12 protein-coding genes are annotated in these 15,765 nt (G+C 55.2%); 7 read left to right on the plus strand and 5 right to left on the minus strand.

Going from position 1 to position 15,765, the window contains the following annotated elements; genetic code table 11:
- The first annotated feature begins 30 nt into the window (after positions 1 to 30).
- The 5 genes from dapA (at position 31) to tmcA (ending at position 5,876) form a co-directional block, all read left to right on the plus strand.
- A complete protein-coding gene (gene dapA, locus ACLJPE_RS17450; RefSeq protein ID WP_000494015.1) occupies positions 31 to 909 on the plus strand; it encodes a 4-hydroxy-tetrahydrodipicolinate synthase in 879 nt (292 codons plus the stop codon).
- A 16-nt stretch (positions 910 to 925) separates the two neighbouring features.
- Positions 926 to 1,960: an outer membrane protein assembly factor BamC gene (gene bamC, locus ACLJPE_RS17455; RefSeq protein ID WP_000331877.1), complete on the plus strand. Its 1,035-nt coding sequence runs from the start codon at positions 926 to 928 to the stop codon at positions 1,958 to 1,960.
- Positions 1,961 to 2,134: 174 nt separating this feature from the next.
- Positions 2,135 to 2,848 (plus strand): phosphoribosylaminoimidazolesuccinocarboxamide synthase, encoded by a 714-nt coding sequence (purC, locus tag ACLJPE_RS17460; RefSeq protein WP_001171630.1) that lies wholly within the window; start codon positions 2,135 to 2,137, stop codon positions 2,846 to 2,848.
- A 130-nt stretch (positions 2,849 to 2,978) separates the two neighbouring features.
- Positions 2,979 to 3,842 (plus strand): neutral zinc metallopeptidase, encoded by an 864-nt coding sequence (locus ACLJPE_RS17465; RefSeq protein ID WP_001267519.1) that lies wholly within the window; start codon positions 2,979 to 2,981, stop codon positions 3,840 to 3,842.
- A 15-nt stretch (positions 3,843 to 3,857) separates the two neighbouring features.
- Positions 3,858 to 5,876 (plus strand): tRNA cytosine(34) acetyltransferase TmcA, encoded by a 2,019-nt coding sequence (gene tmcA / locus ACLJPE_RS17470; protein WP_001279825.1) that lies wholly within the window; start codon positions 3,858 to 3,860, stop codon positions 5,874 to 5,876.
- A 26-nt stretch (positions 5,877 to 5,902) separates the two neighbouring features.
- Here tmcA and ACLJPE_RS17475 read toward each other — a convergent pair whose 3' ends face one another.
- From ACLJPE_RS17475 to ACLJPE_RS17485, 3 genes are read right to left on the minus strand one after another with little or no spacing between them, the layout of a single operon-like run.
- Positions 5,903 to 6,103, minus strand: a complete 201-nt coding sequence (locus tag ACLJPE_RS17475; RefSeq protein ID WP_000383842.1) for a YpfN family protein — start codon at positions 6,101 to 6,103, stop codon at positions 5,903 to 5,905.
- A gap of 27 nt (positions 6,104 to 6,130) precedes the next feature.
- The gene (dapE, locus tag ACLJPE_RS17480; RefSeq protein WP_001277825.1) at positions 6,131 to 7,258 is read right to left on the minus strand and encodes a succinyl-diaminopimelate desuccinylase; all 1,128 of its coding nucleotides are present in this window, start codon (positions 7,256 to 7,258) and stop codon (positions 6,131 to 6,133) included.
- A 3-nt stretch (positions 7,259 to 7,261) separates the two neighbouring features.
- Positions 7,262 to 7,618 (minus strand): ArsC family reductase, encoded by a 357-nt coding sequence (locus tag ACLJPE_RS17485; RefSeq protein WP_000631927.1) that lies wholly within the window; start codon positions 7,616 to 7,618, stop codon positions 7,262 to 7,264.
- A gap of 412 nt (positions 7,619 to 8,030) precedes the next feature.
- On the opposite strand from ACLJPE_RS17485, the gene ypfM reads away from it, so the two are divergent.
- Positions 8,031 to 8,090: a protein YpfM gene (ypfM, locus tag ACLJPE_RS17490; RefSeq protein WP_001386977.1), complete on the plus strand. Its 60-nt coding sequence runs from the start codon at positions 8,031 to 8,033 to the stop codon at positions 8,088 to 8,090.
- 101 nt (positions 8,091 to 8,191) lie between these two features.
- Here the strand turns inward: ypfM and acrD are convergent, their stop codons facing one another.
- Together acrD and narQ are read right to left on the minus strand one after the other, a co-directional pair.
- Positions 8,192 to 11,305 (minus strand): multidrug efflux RND transporter permease AcrD, encoded by a 3,114-nt coding sequence (gene acrD / locus ACLJPE_RS17495; RefSeq protein WP_001263076.1) that lies wholly within the window; start codon positions 11,303 to 11,305, stop codon positions 8,192 to 8,194.
- Between the two features lie 184 nt (positions 11,306 to 11,489).
- A complete protein-coding gene (gene narQ / locus ACLJPE_RS17500; protein ID WP_000216809.1) occupies positions 11,490 to 13,190 on the minus strand; it encodes a nitrate/nitrite two-component system sensor histidine kinase NarQ in 1,701 nt (566 codons plus the stop codon).
- 185 nt (positions 13,191 to 13,375) lie between these two features.
- Between narQ and aegA the strand changes: the two genes are divergently transcribed.
- Positions 13,376 to 15,337, plus strand: coding sequence for a formate-dependent uric acid utilization protein AegA (aegA, locus tag ACLJPE_RS17505; protein WP_039514312.1), 1,962 nt, complete (start codon positions 13,376 to 13,378; stop codon positions 15,335 to 15,337).
- Positions 15,338 to 15,765: the final 428 nt, after the last annotated feature.

The raw sequence follows: 15,765 nt of genomic DNA on the forward strand, positions 1-15,765 counted from the left end.
TGAGGGACTTGTTTGCACAGAGGATGGCCCATGTTCACGGGAAGTATTGTCGCGCTTGTTACGCCGATGGATGAGAAAGGTAACGTCAGTAGGCCTTGCCTGAAAAAACTCATTGATTATCATGTCGCCAACGGTACCTCGGCGATTGTTTCGGTTGGCACCACCGGCGAGTCTGCCACGCTAAGCCATGATGAACATGGCGATGTCGTGATGATGACGCTGGAACTGGCTGACGGACGTATTCCGGTTATCGCCGGCACGGGCGCAAACGCGACCGCGGAAGCGATTAGCCTGACGCAGCGTTTTAACGATAGCGGCATTGTTGGCTGCCTGACGGTAACGCCGTACTACAATCGCCCCACGCAGGAAGGTTTGTTCCAGCATTTCAAAGCCATCGCGGAACACACTGACTTGCCGCAAATTCTGTATAATGTGCCGTCCCGTACCGGTTGCGATATGCTGCCGGAAACCGTGGGTCGTCTGGCGGAAATAAAAAATATTATCGCTATCAAAGAGGCGACAGGGAACTTAACCCGCGTTCACCAGATCAAAGAGCTGGTTTCAGACGATTTTATTCTGCTTAGCGGCGATGACGCGTCTGCGCTGGACTTTATGCAACTGGGTGGTCATGGCGTGATTTCCGTTACGGCTAACGTAGCGGCGCGCGAGATGGCTGACATGTGCAGACTGGCGGCGGAAGGGCAATTTGCCGAGGCGCGCGCTATCAACCAGCGTCTGATGCCGTTACACAACAAACTATTTGTCGAACCCAATCCTATCCCGGTGAAATGGGCATGTAAGGCATTGGGTCTTGTGGCGACCGACACGCTGCGCCTGCCAATGACGCCTATCACGGACCATGGTCGTGACATCGTCAAAGCAGCGCTTCAGCATGCTGGCCTGCTGTAAAGTTTAGGGAGATTTGATGGCTTACTCAGTACAAAAGTCGCGCCTGGCGAAGGTTGCGGGTGTTTCGCTTGTTTTGCTGCTCGCTGCCTGTAGTTCCGATTCGCGCTACAAGCGCCAGGTAAGCGGCGATGAATCCTATCTGGATGCCGCGCCGCTTGCTGAACTTCACGCCCCGGCAGGAATGATCCTGCCGATAACGACCGGCGACTACGTTATTCCGGTCACGAAGGGGAGCGGCGCGGTTGGTAAGGCGTTGGATATCCGTCCGCCGGCGCAGCCGTTAGCGTTAGTGAGCGGCGCGCGTACCCAGTTCTCTGGCGATACCGCTACGCTATTGGTGGAAAATGGTCGTAGCAGCACGCTGTGGCCGCAAGTCGTCAGCGTGATTCAGGCGAAAAATTATCCGATTGAAAAACGTGACGATGCCAGCCAGACCCTGACGACCGATTGGGTGAACTGGAACCGCCTGGATGAAGACGAACAGTATCGCGGACGTTATCAAATCTCGGTGAAGCCGCAGGGCTATCAGCAGGCGGTAACGGTAAAACTGGTTAATCTGGAACAGGCTGGCAAGCCGGTCGCTGACGCGGCGTCGCTGCAGCGCTATAGCACGGAAATGATGAACGTCATTTCCGCCGGTCTGGATAAGACCGCTACGGATGCGGCAAATGCCGCGCAGAACCGTTCCGCCGCAACGATGGATGTGCAGAGCGCCGCTGATGATACCGGTTTACCTATGCTGGTCGTTCGCGGTCCGTTCAACCTCGTGTGGCAACGCCTCCCGGCCGCGTTGGAAAAAGTGGGCATGAAAGTCACCGACAGCACTCGCTCTCAGGGCAGCATGGCGGTAACGTACAAACCGTTGTCTGACAGCGACTGGCGGGATCTGGGCGCTAGCGACCCGGGCCTGGCATCCGGAGACTATAAATTGCAGGTCGGCGATTTAGATAACCGCAGCAGCTTGCAGTTTATCGATCCTAAGGGGCATACTCTGACGCAAAGCCAGAACGACGCGCTGGTTGCCGTCTTCCAGGCAGCGTTCAACAAGTAATTTAACAGGGCTGGAGTAATCCGGCCCTTTTTTCTGATAAGATACGCAAACGTGTGCGTTGGTACAAAAACGCGATTTAACCGCTATTTCGCACCACAATTACAGGCCGACGTCTCCGGCAGGCGTAGCAGGAAATGAATACTTATCGTTAATTCACACCCAGGAGTGTTAAAGATGCAAAAGCAAGCTGAGTTGTATCGTGGTAAAGCGAAAACCGTATACAGCACGGAAAACCCGGACCTGTTGGTGCTCGAATTCCGCAATGATACGTCAGCAGGGGATGGCGCGCGCATTGAACAGTTTGATCGCAAAGGCATGGTAAATAACAAATTCAACCATTTCATTATGACCAAACTGGCCGAGGCGGGCATCCCGACCCAGATGGAACGTTTGCTGTCTGATACCGAGTGTCTGGTGAAGAAGCTGGAGATGGTGCCGGTTGAATGTGTGGTGCGCAACCGTGCGGCTGGGTCGCTGGTCAAGCGTTTGGGCGTGGAAGAAGGCATGGAGCTTAACCCGCCGATATTCGATCTGTTCCTGAAAAACGACGCGCTGCACGACCCGATGGTGAATAGTTCCTACTGTGAAACGTTCGGTTGGGTAAGTCAGGAAAATCTGGCGCGTATGAAAGAGCTAACCTACAAAGCCAACGACGTACTGAAAAAACTGTTTGATGACGCGGGCCTTATCCTGGTGGATTTCAAACTGGAGTTTGGCCTGTATAAAGGCGAAGTGGTGCTGGGCGATGAGTTTTCGCCGGACGGTAGCCGCCTGTGGGATAAAGAGACGCTGGACAAAATGGACAAAGACCGCTTCCGCCAGAGTCTGGGCGGTCTGATTGAAGCCTATGAAGCCGTCGCGCATCGCCTGGGCGTGAAATTAGATTAATTCCGCTTCTGACCGGGGGGCAACCGCTCTCCGGTATCATCCTTTCCTCATTCTGATAGCGTTTACCTGTGGTAATCCTGCGCCTGACCGCCTACGATCATCTGTATAACAAAGAGAGAATGAGGTGATTATGCGCTGGCAAGGGCGTCGTGAAAGTAACAATGTAGAGGACAGACGTAATCGGCCAGGCGGCCCCTCTCTGGGTGGCCCTGGCTTTCGTCTTCCGCGCGGAAAAGGCGGCATCATTCTGTTGGTGGTGGTGTTGGTCGCGGGGTACTATGGGGTGGATTTAACCGGTCTGTTGACCGGTCAGCCGATTTCGCAGCAGCAGTCGACGCGTTCGATAAGCCCCAATGATGATGAAGCGGCAAAATTTACCTCGGTGATTCTGGCGACGACCGAAGATACCTGGGGGCAACTCTTTCAAAAAATGGGGCGCGGCTATCAGCAGCCAAAACTGGTGATGTACCGTGGTATGACGCGCACCGGCTGTGGTGCGGGTCAGTCCGTGATGGGGCCGTTTTACTGCCCGGCGGACGGCACCGTCTATATCGATCTCTCATTTTACGATGATATGAAAAATAAGCTGGGCGCGGACGGTGATTTTGCCCAGGGTTATGTCATCGCCCACGAAGTCGGCCACCACGTACAAAAACTGTTAGGTATTGAGCCGAAAGTACGCCAGTTACAGCAAAACGCGTCGCAAACGGAGGTGAATCGCCTTTCGGTGCGCATGGAGCTACAGGCGGATTGCTTTGCCGGCGTGTGGGGACACAGTATGCAGCAGCAAGGCGTACTGGAGGCGGGCGATCTGGAAGAGGCGCTCAATGCCGCACAGGCTATCGGCGACGATCGCTTACAGCAGCAGGGGCAGGGGCGCGTCGTGCCGGATAGTTTTACCCACGGCACCTCAGAACAGCGCTACAGCTGGTTTAAGCGTGGATTTGACAGCGGTGACCCGGCGCAATGTAATACGTTTGGCAAAAACTTTTGATAAACCGGGGCAGGGATGTCTGATATCGATGCGCTACAGGCGTTAACGTCGCAAATGACACAGGAAGGCATTCGCCGTTTACTGGTCATCAGCGGCGATGCGGCGTGGTGCCGGGAGCGGGCCGAGGCGATACGCGCTGCGCTGCCCGGTGACTGGCTGTGGGTTGCGCCTGACGCGCCCGCGCAGCCGCGCTGTACGCCACAGGCGTTACAAACGCTGCTGGGCCGTGAATTTCGTCATGCGATATTTGATGCCTGGCAGGGCTTTGACGCCGCAGCGTTTGCCGCCCTGAGCGGGACCTTGCAGGCCGGAAGCTGGCTGCTTCTGCTGATGCCGCCGTATGAGACGTGGGAAAGCAGGCCTGATACCGATTCACTGCGCTGGAGCGACTGCGCGCAGCCTATCCCCACACCGCAGTTTGCACAGCATCTTAAACGGACTCTCTCCCGCGATCCGCAAACGCTGCTTTGGCGACAGCGCCAGCCGTTTTGCTGGCCATCTTATCCTTCCCGTGAACGCTGGCGACCCGCCACCGGCGAGCCGCAGCCGGAGCAGGCGGCTATCTTATCGCGTTTACGTGAAATGCCGCCCGGCGTGGCGACGGTGATTGCCCCCCGTGGGCGCGGCAAATCGGCGCTGGCCGGGCAATTCATCTCCCGGATGGCGGGCACGGCTATCGTGACCGCACCGGCGAAAACGGCAACGGATATCCTGGCAGCGTTTGCCGGTGAGCGGTTCTGCTTTATGGCGCCGGATGCGTTGCTGGCGAGCGGGGCAAGAGCCGACTGGCTGGTAGTTGACGAGGCGGCGGCAATCCCCTCGCCGCTGCTGCTGCAACTGGTTTCGCGCTTTCCCCGCATACTACTCACCACCACCGTTCAGGGCTACGAAGGCACCGGACGCGGTTTTTTACTTAAGTTTTGCGCCCGTTTTCCGCAGCTTCACCGCTTCACGCTTCGTCAGCCTGTCCGCTGGGCGCCAGAATGCCCGCTGGAAAATATCGTCAGCGAGGCGCTGATATTCGACGATGAAGCGTTTGCGCAGGCGCCACATGGCGCGATAGCAATCTCGGCGTTTTACCAACAGGCCTGGGGGGAGACGCCCGCGTTGCCGAGGGCTGTGTATCAGTTACTGTCGGGGGCGCACTATCGTACTTCGCCGCTGGATCTGCGCCGAATGATGGATGCGCCAGGGCAGCATTTTTTGCAGGCTACGGCGAATAACCGTGTGGCGGGCGCCCTCTGGCTGGTCGAAGAGGGCGGGCTATCCGCAGAACTCAGTCAGGCTGTATGGGCCGGTTTCCGGCGTCCGCGTGGAAATCTGGTGGCGCAGTCGCTGGCGGCGCACGGTAGCGACCCTTTAGCCGCCACGCTGGTCGGGCGTCGCGTAAGCCGTATCGCGGTGCACCCCGCCCGCCAGCGCGAAGGCATCGGTCAGCAGTTGATTGCCTGCGCGTGCATGCAGGCGGCGCAGTGTGATTATCTTTCCGTCAGCTTCGGCTATACGCCGGAGCTGTGGCGTTTCTGGCAACGCTGCGGCTTTGTACTGGTACGGATGGGCAACCATCGGGAGGCGAGCAGCGGTTGCTATACGGCGATGGCGTTATTGCCGCTGAGCGACGCGGGAAAACGGCTGGCGCAGCAGGAACACCGACGTTTGCGCCGCGATGCGGATATCCTGACGCAGTGGAACGGCGAGGCGATACCGCTGGCGGCGTTAGATGAACAGGCGCTTAATGATGAAGACTGGCGTGAGCTGGTCGGTTTTGCGTTCGCGCACCGCCCGCTACTGACATCGTTAGGTTGCCTGCATCGTTTACTGCAATACAGCGCATTGCCATTACCGGCGCTGAGAGGGCGGCTGGAAGAAAAAGCCAGCGATGCCGAACTGTGCGCCCGGCTACGCATTTCAGGCCGTAAAGCTCTGCTGGCGTTGCAGCGTGTGCAGACGGCGCAGGCGCTGATTGCGCTGGATGCCGGACGAACGCAGCGTTTGCGCGACGTAATGCCCGGCGGTGGGGACCATGCCGGATAGCGATACCTGTCCGGCATGTTATCCGGTTACTTTTTCGGCTGATCTTTCTTCGGCCAGTCTTCTTCATCGTCCCACTTATCGTTAAAATCGCGATGCGGGGGCAGCTCAGGTTTATTGGCAAGGAATTTCTTATGGTCGATGCGTTTGAGATCTTTGATCACATTCAGCAGTACGCCTACCAGAAACACCAATACCAGAATCCACCAATATTTTGCCAGCCAGTCCATGCTTATTTCCTCTTACAGGAACGCTCATCAGGCGACGAGCTGTTCCATAATACGTTGATACATACGGGCCAGTAGCTGGAGATCGGCGGCATTCACACATTCATTAATTTTATGAATGGTGGCGTTCACCGGCCCCAGTTCTACCACCTGCGCTCCCATACGGGCGATAAAACGTCCGTCGGACGTACCGCCCGTCGTCAGTAATTGCGGTTTAATTTCATTATAGTGCTCAATGGCGTTTACCACCGCGTCCACCAGCTTGCCGCGTGCGGTCAGGAACGGCTGGCCGGAAAGCCACCAGTCTACGGTATAGCGTAGCTGATGCTTCTCAAGCAGCGCATGTACCCGCTCTTTGATCATCTCATCGGTCAGTTCCGTGCTGAAACGGAAGTTAAACTGCACGAACAGTTCACCGGGAATGACATTATTGCTGCCGGTGCCTGCTTGGATATTGGCTACCTGCATACTGGTGGCCGGGAAAAAGTCATTGCCCCGATCCCACTCGATAGCGACCAGTTCATTAAGAAAAGGCGCGGCGCGATGAACAGGGTTATCCGCCAGATGCGGATAGGCGACGTGCCCCTGAACGCCATGAATAGTGAGGTTACAGGTGAGAGAACCGCGACGCCCGTTTTTGACGACATCGCCCACAATTTCAGTACTGGAAGGTTCGCCGACCAGACAGTAATCCAGCCGCTCGTTACGGGCCATCAGCGCTTCAACCACCTTTACGGTGCCATTTTTTGCGCTGGCTTCCTCATCAGAGGTAATCAAAAATGCGAGACGGCCCCGGTGATGAGGATGCTGCGCAACAAAACGTTCAGCAGCCACCACCATGGCCGCCAGTGAACCTTTCATATCCGCCGCGCCGCGACCGAACAACATTCCGTCGCGAATCGTAGGTTCAAACGGCGGATTGATCCAGCGATCGACATCGCCAGCCGGTACGACGTCAGTATGCCCGGCGAACGCCAGCGTTTCGCCACGCCCACGCCATGCCCAAAAATTTTGCGTGTCGCCAAAATCCATATGCTCAATGGTAAAACCGATTTTACGCAGGCGTTCAATCATTAATGCCTGACAGCCTGCGTCATCCGGACTCAGGGAGGGGCGACGAATAAGTTGCTGTGTCAGCTCAATAACCGGGCACGACATAGACTACACCTCATCAAAAAACTGCTGATAACGGGATTCACTGAAACCAAGCAGCATAGGCTTCCCGGGCGCGCAGAGCAATGGGCGTTTGATGATTGCCGGCTGTTCAACCATGAGAGCAGCGGCGGAGTCGGCATCGGTAATCCCGCTGCGGTCGCCTCCATCCAGTTTGCGCCATGTTGTGCCGCGCGTATTCAGTAAAGGCTGCCAGCCGAGTTCGGCAATAAAGGTATTAAGAAGAGGGAGGTCTATGCCATCCACACGGTAATCGTGAAAACGATAATCAATGCCATGCTCCTCCAGCCAACGGCGCGCTTTTTTGATCGTGTCGCAATTCTTAATGCCATAGAGGGTAATCATATTGAATCCTTTAACGCGAAATTCGAATAAATAATCAATAGTATCGTCTGCGGGATAATAAGTGTGGCTGTTAATGGTTATTTATCCAGCGCTGATCGGCAATCAATATAACATTGTTGAGTGAATGTGAATAATGATTCCAAAACGTTCCAAATGTGGCTTGTTTATAATTCGCGGGACAAATCCTATTTTGCGCACATGCAATTGATTGTTTTTTAACCCGATTTGATAAAGTAGTAGAAAAGGTATTAATGTTGCTAAATATTGCAGTAAGTCACATAAAATTTACGGCTACAGCGCCATAGTAATATCATAGACAGCGTAACCAGAGGATATCGCAACAATCGGTTAAATGAACTTCTCTCTATACCGCTAACTACGTAGAATACCCATAATAATAAGAGAGGCTATTATGATTGAACGTGAACTGGGGAACTGGAAAGATTTTATCGAAGTCATGCTTCGTAAATAAATGCCTGGAAGGCACCGCGCTCCCATAGGGGATAAGAAAAGGCGACTCAACGAAAGTCGCCTTTTTTGTGCCCGACACCTCGTATCAGGCTGGCCGGGAGCTTATTCCGGGCGCGGCTTCAGCGGGAAGCGGCGACGTATCAGCACGAAAAACAGGGGTACAAAGAAGATAGCCAGAATGGTTGCTGAGATCATTCCCCCCATCACGCCGGTTCCGACAGCATGTTGGCTACCCGAGCCTGCCCCGGTGCTGGTGGCCATCGGCAATACGCCAAAGATAAACGCCAGCGAAGTCATCAGTATCGGTCGCAGGCGCTGGCGGCTGGCGTACAGCGTGGCGTCTAACAGCGCGTGTCCCTTCTGATTCATTTCGTTAGCGAATTCCACAATCAGAATCGCGTTTTTCGCCGAGAGGCCGATAACGGTCAACAGCCCCACCTGGAAGTAAACATCGTTTTCCAGCCCGCGCATCCAGGTAGCGAGTAGCGCGCCAATGACGCCGAGCGGCACAACCAGCATCACCGAGAAGGGCACCGACCAGCTTTCATACAATGCCGCCAGACACAGGAAGACGACTAATAGCGAAATAGCGTACAGCGCAGGCGCCTGCGCGCCGGAGAGCCGTTCCTGGTAAGACATGGCTGTCCATTCCAGGCCAAAACCGCCCGGTAGCTGATGCACCAACGACTCCATGACATCCATCGCCGTCCCGGTACTGACCCCCGGCGCGGCCTCTCCGACAATTTCTACCGCCGAATAGCCGTTATAGCGTTCCAGACGCGGCGATCCGGTTTCCCAGCGCGAGGTGGCGAAGGCGGAGAAGGGGACCATGCCGCCGTCTTTGTTACGGACATACCAAAGATTAATATCATCCGGCAACATACGATATTTCGCCGCGGCCTGAACATAGACCTTCTTCACGCGGCCCCGGTCCATAAAGTCGTTGACGTAGCTCGATCCCCAGGCTGTTTGCAGGGTGTCGTTGATATCGTCAATCGATACGCCCAGCGCCTGCGCTTTTCGTTGGTCAATATCAATTTGCAGTTGCGGGCTGTCGTCCAGGCCGTTGTGGCGCACGCGGGTCAAGGAACTGTTTTTCCCGGCCAGCTCAATGAGTTGATCTCGTGCGGCCATCAGCGCGTCATGGCCTGCTCCGGCGTGATCCTGTAATTCCATATCAAAACCGGCGGAGCTGCCCAGACCGCTAATTGCCGGCGGGCTGCTGGCGAAGACGCGAGCTTCTTTAATCTGGTTAAACGCTTTTGTCGCCCGCTCAATAATGGCGAACGAGGAGCCGGTGGTGGGATCGCGCGCGTCCCAGTCTTTCAAGCGAACAAACATGCGCGCGACGTTTTGCCCATTCCCGCCAGGGCCGGAACCTACCGTCGAGAAGACCGACATAATGTTGTCTTTCTCATGGGTGAAGTAATAGTTTTCAACCTTTTCAACGACTTTCAGGGTCTGCTGTTGCGTAGAGCCGCTCGGTAGCTGGATAGACGTAGTGAACATGCCCCGATCTTCTTGCGGCAGAAAGGAGGTGGGGAGGCGCAGAAACAGGAACACCATGCCGCCAAGCAACAGAACATAAATCAGAATCCAGCGCAGGCTGCGATGCAAAATTTTCGCTACGCCTTTCTCATAACGTTCGGCATTACGATTGAAAGTACGGTTAAACCAGCCGAAAAATCCGCGTTGCCCGTGTTGTTCGCCTTTGTGCAACGGTTTTAATAACGTTGCGCACAGCGCCGGCGTCAGGATCATGGCGACCAGCACCGACAGCACCATTGCCGAGACAATGGTGATAGAAAACTGACGATAAATCGCCCCGGTGGTACCGCCAAAGAACGCCATCGGCACGAATACCGCAGACAGCACCATCGCAATACCGACCAGCGCCCCCTGGATCTGCCCCATGGATTTGCGCGTCGCTTCACGCGGCGTGAGCCCTTCTTCGCTCATGATACGTTCGACGTTTTCCACCACCACGATGGCATCGTCGACCAGGAGCCCGATCGCCAGCACCATCGCGAACATGGTTAATGTGTTAATACTGTAGCCAAACGCGTAAAGCACGGAGAAGGTGCCCATTAATACCACCGGCACGGCGATCGTCGGAATCAGCGTGGCGCGAAAGTTTTGCAGGAACAGGTACATCACCAGGAAAACCAGCGCGATAGCCTCCAGCAACGTTTTGACCACATCGATAATCGAGGCTTTAACAAAGGAGGTGGTTTCATACGCGATCTTGTATTCCAGGCCGTGAGGGAAGTACTGCGCCAGCTCGTTGAGGCGATCCAGCACCAGCTTCGCGGTCGCCATTTCATTCGCGCCGGAAGCCAGCTTAACCCCAAGACCGGAAGCCGGATTGCCGTTAAAACGGCTGAGGTAGTCATACTTTTCCGCCCCCAGCTCCACGGTGGCGACATCGCCCAGTTTGACCTCGGAACCGTCCTGATTAACGCGCAGGGTGATATCGCGAAATTGTTGCGGCGTTTGCAGCAGTGACTGCGCATTAATGGTGGCGTTCAGCGCCTGCTTGTCGACCGAAGGCGTACCGCCAAGCTGCCCGACGGCGATTTGCGCATTCTGCGACTCAATTGCATCGGTCACGTCTTTCGTGGTCATCTGAAAACTATTCAATTTGGCCGGATCGAGCCAGATACGCATAGAGTACTGTGAACCATAAGCGTCAATATCGCCCACGCCGTTGACGCGGCTGAGCGGGTCCTGAATATTACTGGCGACGTAGTCGGCGATATCCTGCTTGTCCATAGAACCGTCGGTAGAGACGAAAGCGATGGTCAAAATATTGGTATCGCCCGTTTTGCGTACCGTGACGCCTTGATCCTGTACCGCCTGCGGCAGTTTACGCATCGCGGACTGTAACTGGTTTTGCACCTGCTGAACCGCCTCATCAGGATCGGTTCCCGCAATAAAGCTCAGGGTGATGGTCGCCTGTCCGGTTCCGCTGCTTTGTGATGACATGTACATCAGATTATCGAGGCCCGTCATATTCTGCTCAATAACCTGGGTTACGGTATTTTCCAGCGTTTGCGCCGACGCTCCCGGATAATTCGCGGTAATACGTACGTTGGGCGGCGCCAGATCGGGATATTGTTCAACAGGTAAAGAAAAAATGGCTAACGCCCCTGTCAGACACAACAGGATAGCCAGCACCCAGGCAAAAATGGGGCGATCGATAAAAAAATTCGCCATTAAAGGGGAACCTCGTGTTTCTACATATCGTTATAGATTTGAACTGCTTCACTGTAGCGGCAAGCTACGAGCCAAACGTGGAGAAATAAAGGAGATAATGTAAATTATCATGCGCTTTTACAGCATACTTTTTGTGCCAACGCCGGAAAGCCTGACATCTGGCCTTCCGGCGATTTGCCGTTCTTTACGTTAACTGACTCTCTTCCTTGTTGGAGGAGCGAAAACTGATACTGACCAGTGTGCCGCCGCCGGAGGGTTGCGAAAAATTCAGCGTGCCGCCAAGGCGCTCCGCGCGCTCACGCATTATATTCAGACCATAGTGTCCGGCAGGCTCATGCGGTTCGCCGATACCAATGCCATTATCGCGAATATAAACAGTATGATCGCCGTCAGGCGCGGTGACGCAGCTCACGGCGATTTCGCTCGCGTTGGCGTGTTTAATGGCGTTCAGGACCGCTTCACGCACAATTTGCAACAAATGCACCTGCATTTGCGCATCCAGTGCCAGCGTGGGTAAACGGCAATCCAACGTGAGTTTGGCTGGGGTCTGACTCTGTAAATCTTCCAGCATCTCATGCAATGCGGAGGGTAAATCGGCCTGCTGTAACGTCAGACGGAACGTGGTGAGTAGCTCGCGAAGCTGACGGTAGGCGTCGTTCAGCGCTCTGGAAAAATCCGCCATGATGCTTTGCGCGCCGGCGTTATCTTCTGGAATGGCGCGCTTCAAAAGCGTTAACTGAATACGTAAATAAGAAAGTACCTGCGCCAGCGAATCGTGTAGCTCACGGGCAATTGTCGCGCGCTCTTCCATTAACAAAAGTTGCTGAAAGTGTTTTTGCGCCTGATTAAAGTACAAACCACGCCCCAGCATCGTGGAGACGCTGTTCAGCAGCGGCGTAGAGGCATTAACGTTGGGGCTTTGCCAGTGGAGTTCGCCATAGACCGTGTCCTGCATCGTCACTGGCAGCATTTGCATCGGCAGGTCGGGGCTTTGCGTGCCTTCGCTAATCCGCCAGTTATCGCCCACGGTTAACTCCAGATACCAGGCGGCGTCATGTTCACGGACAATTTGCAAAATATGGCGAAAACAGTGGACATCGATTTGGCTGGTATTCAGCGCCTGGGAGCACTGGTATAACACCTCCAGGCGGCGATGCGCTTCGTGCAGATCGTGCGTTTTTTCTTCCACCGAGGCTTCCAGCGAACGGTAAAGTTTATGCAGCTCGCTCGACATCTGACTAAACGTTTTCGCCAATAATCCCAGCTCATTGGGTAAGCTGGTATCCAGCGGCAGCGGGGCGAACTGACCATGTTCAATACGCTGACTGGCGGTGACCAGTTGATTCAGCGGGCGAACGACCTGCTGGCGAATACGCCGTAGGGTAAAAAAGACCAGCGTAAATATGCCGATACCGCCCGCCAGCGATATGGCGACGACCAGCATGACTTTACGCTCGGCGTAATGCTGTAACGCCAGAACGAAGAGATCAATTTGATCGACGTAATTGTTGATATTGATCTGATACCAGGCAATGTCGCCGTCCTGTAGGCGGCTATTCATCTCCAGCCAGTTGGCGTGCAGGCGCGCGTAGCGAGTTTTCACCGCCTGCGGCACATACCAGGCGTTGAGATTTTGCAGTACCGGCGAGTTGAGCGCGTGCTGGAAAAGTTGACGATGCGCATTAATCTGCGGGCTACGGCTTTGCAGATCGTAACCCAGCCGATAGCTCTGCATTCGTAGCGAACCGGCGATATTGATCGCTTCGGCATCCCGTAAACTGCTGGTCAGCGTCAGTAATGCGCTGCCGGTGGACAGAATAGACAACAGCACAATATAGAAAAAAGCCTTAGCCAGACTGGCTGAGACCGGGCGTTTAACCGTCACGCTGGCACTCCCCGCATTTAGCTGAATCGCAATTGCATTTGCTTTGAAATAAATTGATCTGCCACAGGTTCTGGACAGATAGTTGTGCTTCCTGGGCAGATGAACATTGCCGACCCCGCCTTCGTCAGTTAATAACAATGCTCATATAAAGAATAAGGTTTTTACAACCAAAACAGAAGGATGCCATGAATCGTTTTATTATGGCCAATAGCCAGCAGTGTCTGGGCTGCCATGCCTGCGAGGTCGCCTGCGTAATGGCTCACAATGATGAGCGACATGTCCTGACGTCACAGCGCTATCAGCCCCGAATTACTGTCATCAAACATCAGCACCAGCGCAGCGCGGTCACATGTCACCATTGCGAAGATGCGCCCTGCGCCCGTAGCTGTCCGAACGGCGCGATCGCGCATATTAACGACAGCGTGCAGGTCAATGCGCAGAAGTGCATCGGCTGTAAATCCTGCGTCGTCGCCTGCCCATTCGGCACCATGCAGATGGTATTGACGCCCGTCGCGCCAAACCAGTTCAAAGCCAGCGCGCATAAATGCGATCTGTGTCAGGGACGTGAACAGGGTCCGGCCTGCGTGGAAAATTGCCCGGCGGATGCGCTGCAACTGGTCACCGAAGACTCGTTGACCCGTCTGGCTAAAACGCGACGGCTGCGTACCGCCCGGCAGGAGATTCGCCCCTGGCATACCGTGGATACACAACACAGTGGGACAGCAAGCAGCAAAGTCGAGCGTATGCAGGCGACGCCGCCACGCGGCGAACCGGATAAACTGGCGATTGAAGCGCGTAAAACCACCTTTGAGGAAATTTATCTGCCGTTTCGCGCCGCGCAGGCCGAGCGTGAAGCGTCCCGCTGCCTCACATGCGGGGAACACAGTATCTGCGAATGGACCTGTCCTCTGCATAACCATATTCCCCAGTGGATCGAACTGGTGAAAGCCGGCGATATTGATGCGGCGGTAGAGCTTTCCCACCAGACCAACTGCCTGCCGGAAATTACCGGGCGCGTCTGTCCGCAGGACCGGCTATGCGAAGGCGCGTGTACACTCCGCGATGAGTATGGCGCGGTTACCATCGGCAACATTGAGCGCTATATCTCCGATCGCGCTCTGAGCAAAGGCTGGCGTCCCGACCTGTCGGACGTACAGAAGAGCGATAAGCGCGTGGCGATTATCGGCGCGGGGCCGGCAGGTCTTGCCTGCGCTGACGTGCTGGCGCGCCATGGCGTAAGCGCCACCGTCTACGATCGCCACCCGGAAATCGGCGGTTTGCTCACCTTTGGTATTCCGGCTTTCAAACTGGATAAATCTCTGCTGGCGCGCCGTCGGGAAATCTTCAGCGCGATGGGGATTCGTTTCGAGCTTAACTGCGAAGTAGGGAAAGATATTTCTCTGGAGACGCTGCTGGAGAGTTATGACGCCGTCTTTGTCGGGGTAGGAACCTACCGTTCCATGAAGGCTGATTTACCGAATGAAGACGCGCCGGGGGTATATGATGCGTTGCCATTCCTCATCGCCAATACCAAACAGGTGATGGGGCTTCCGGCGTTGCCTGACGAGCCGTTTATTGATACTGCGGGCCTTAACGTGGTTGTGCTGGGCGGCGGTGACACCGCAATGGACTGCGTACGTACGGCGCTGCGTCATGGCGCTGCCAACGTCACCTGCGCTTATCGCCGTGATGAGGCCAATATGCCGGGGTCGAAAAAAGAGGTGAAAAACGCGCGGGAAGAGGGCGCGAACTTTGAATTTAACGTTCAGCCGGTTGAGTTGGTGCTGGATACGCACGGGCGCGTCAGCGGTATTCGCTTTTTGCGTACGCGGCTTGGCGAACCGGATGGTCAGGGGCGACGCCGTCCGGTACCTGTACCGGACAGCGAGTTCGTGATGCCGGCGGATGCGGTCATTATGGCGTTTGGTTTTCATCCGCATGGTATGTCGTGGCTGGAATCGCATGGCGTGAAGGTGGATAACTGGGGACGTATTGCCGCCAGCGTCGAGAGCGAGTTTCGTTACCAGACGTCCAACCCGAAAATTTTCGCCGGCGGCGATGCGGTGCGCGGCGCCGATCTGGTGGTGACGGCGATGGCAGAAGGCCGACATGCCGCGCAGGGGATACTCGACTGGTTAGCTAAATAAGCGTATTTGTAGGCCGGTTAAGGCCTGGAACGGTTAAATGATTGAGTGATAAAAAATCTTAAACTTATTGGCTAACCTTACTCCGTTTGCAGAAATGTTGACGCTCGCAGGGCTGGACGCCCTGCGATAAACATTTTCCCGTCGGGGCGACGTTTAACAGGCCTGATGAGGCCAATCTTAGTATTGAAAATAGAGTGTAAATTGAAGGAAGGGACGCTATCAGAATCCCTTCTTAGAGCCTATCCCATTACGACTATTTTACTTGTCATTTTGGTCCTGGGCAGTGCTCGCCAAAACGCGTTAGCGTTTTGAACGCCGCTAGCGGCGGCCCGAAGGGCGAGCGTAGCGAGTCAAACCTCACGTACTACGTGTACGCTCCGGTTTTTGCGCGCTGTCCGTGTCCAAACTGGCTGCGCCAATAACGCCTG

This window comes from Salmonella sp. SAL04196 (genome assembly GCF_046550835.1).
Lineage (GTDB): Bacteria > Pseudomonadota > Gammaproteobacteria > Enterobacterales > Enterobacteriaceae > Salmonella > Salmonella enterica.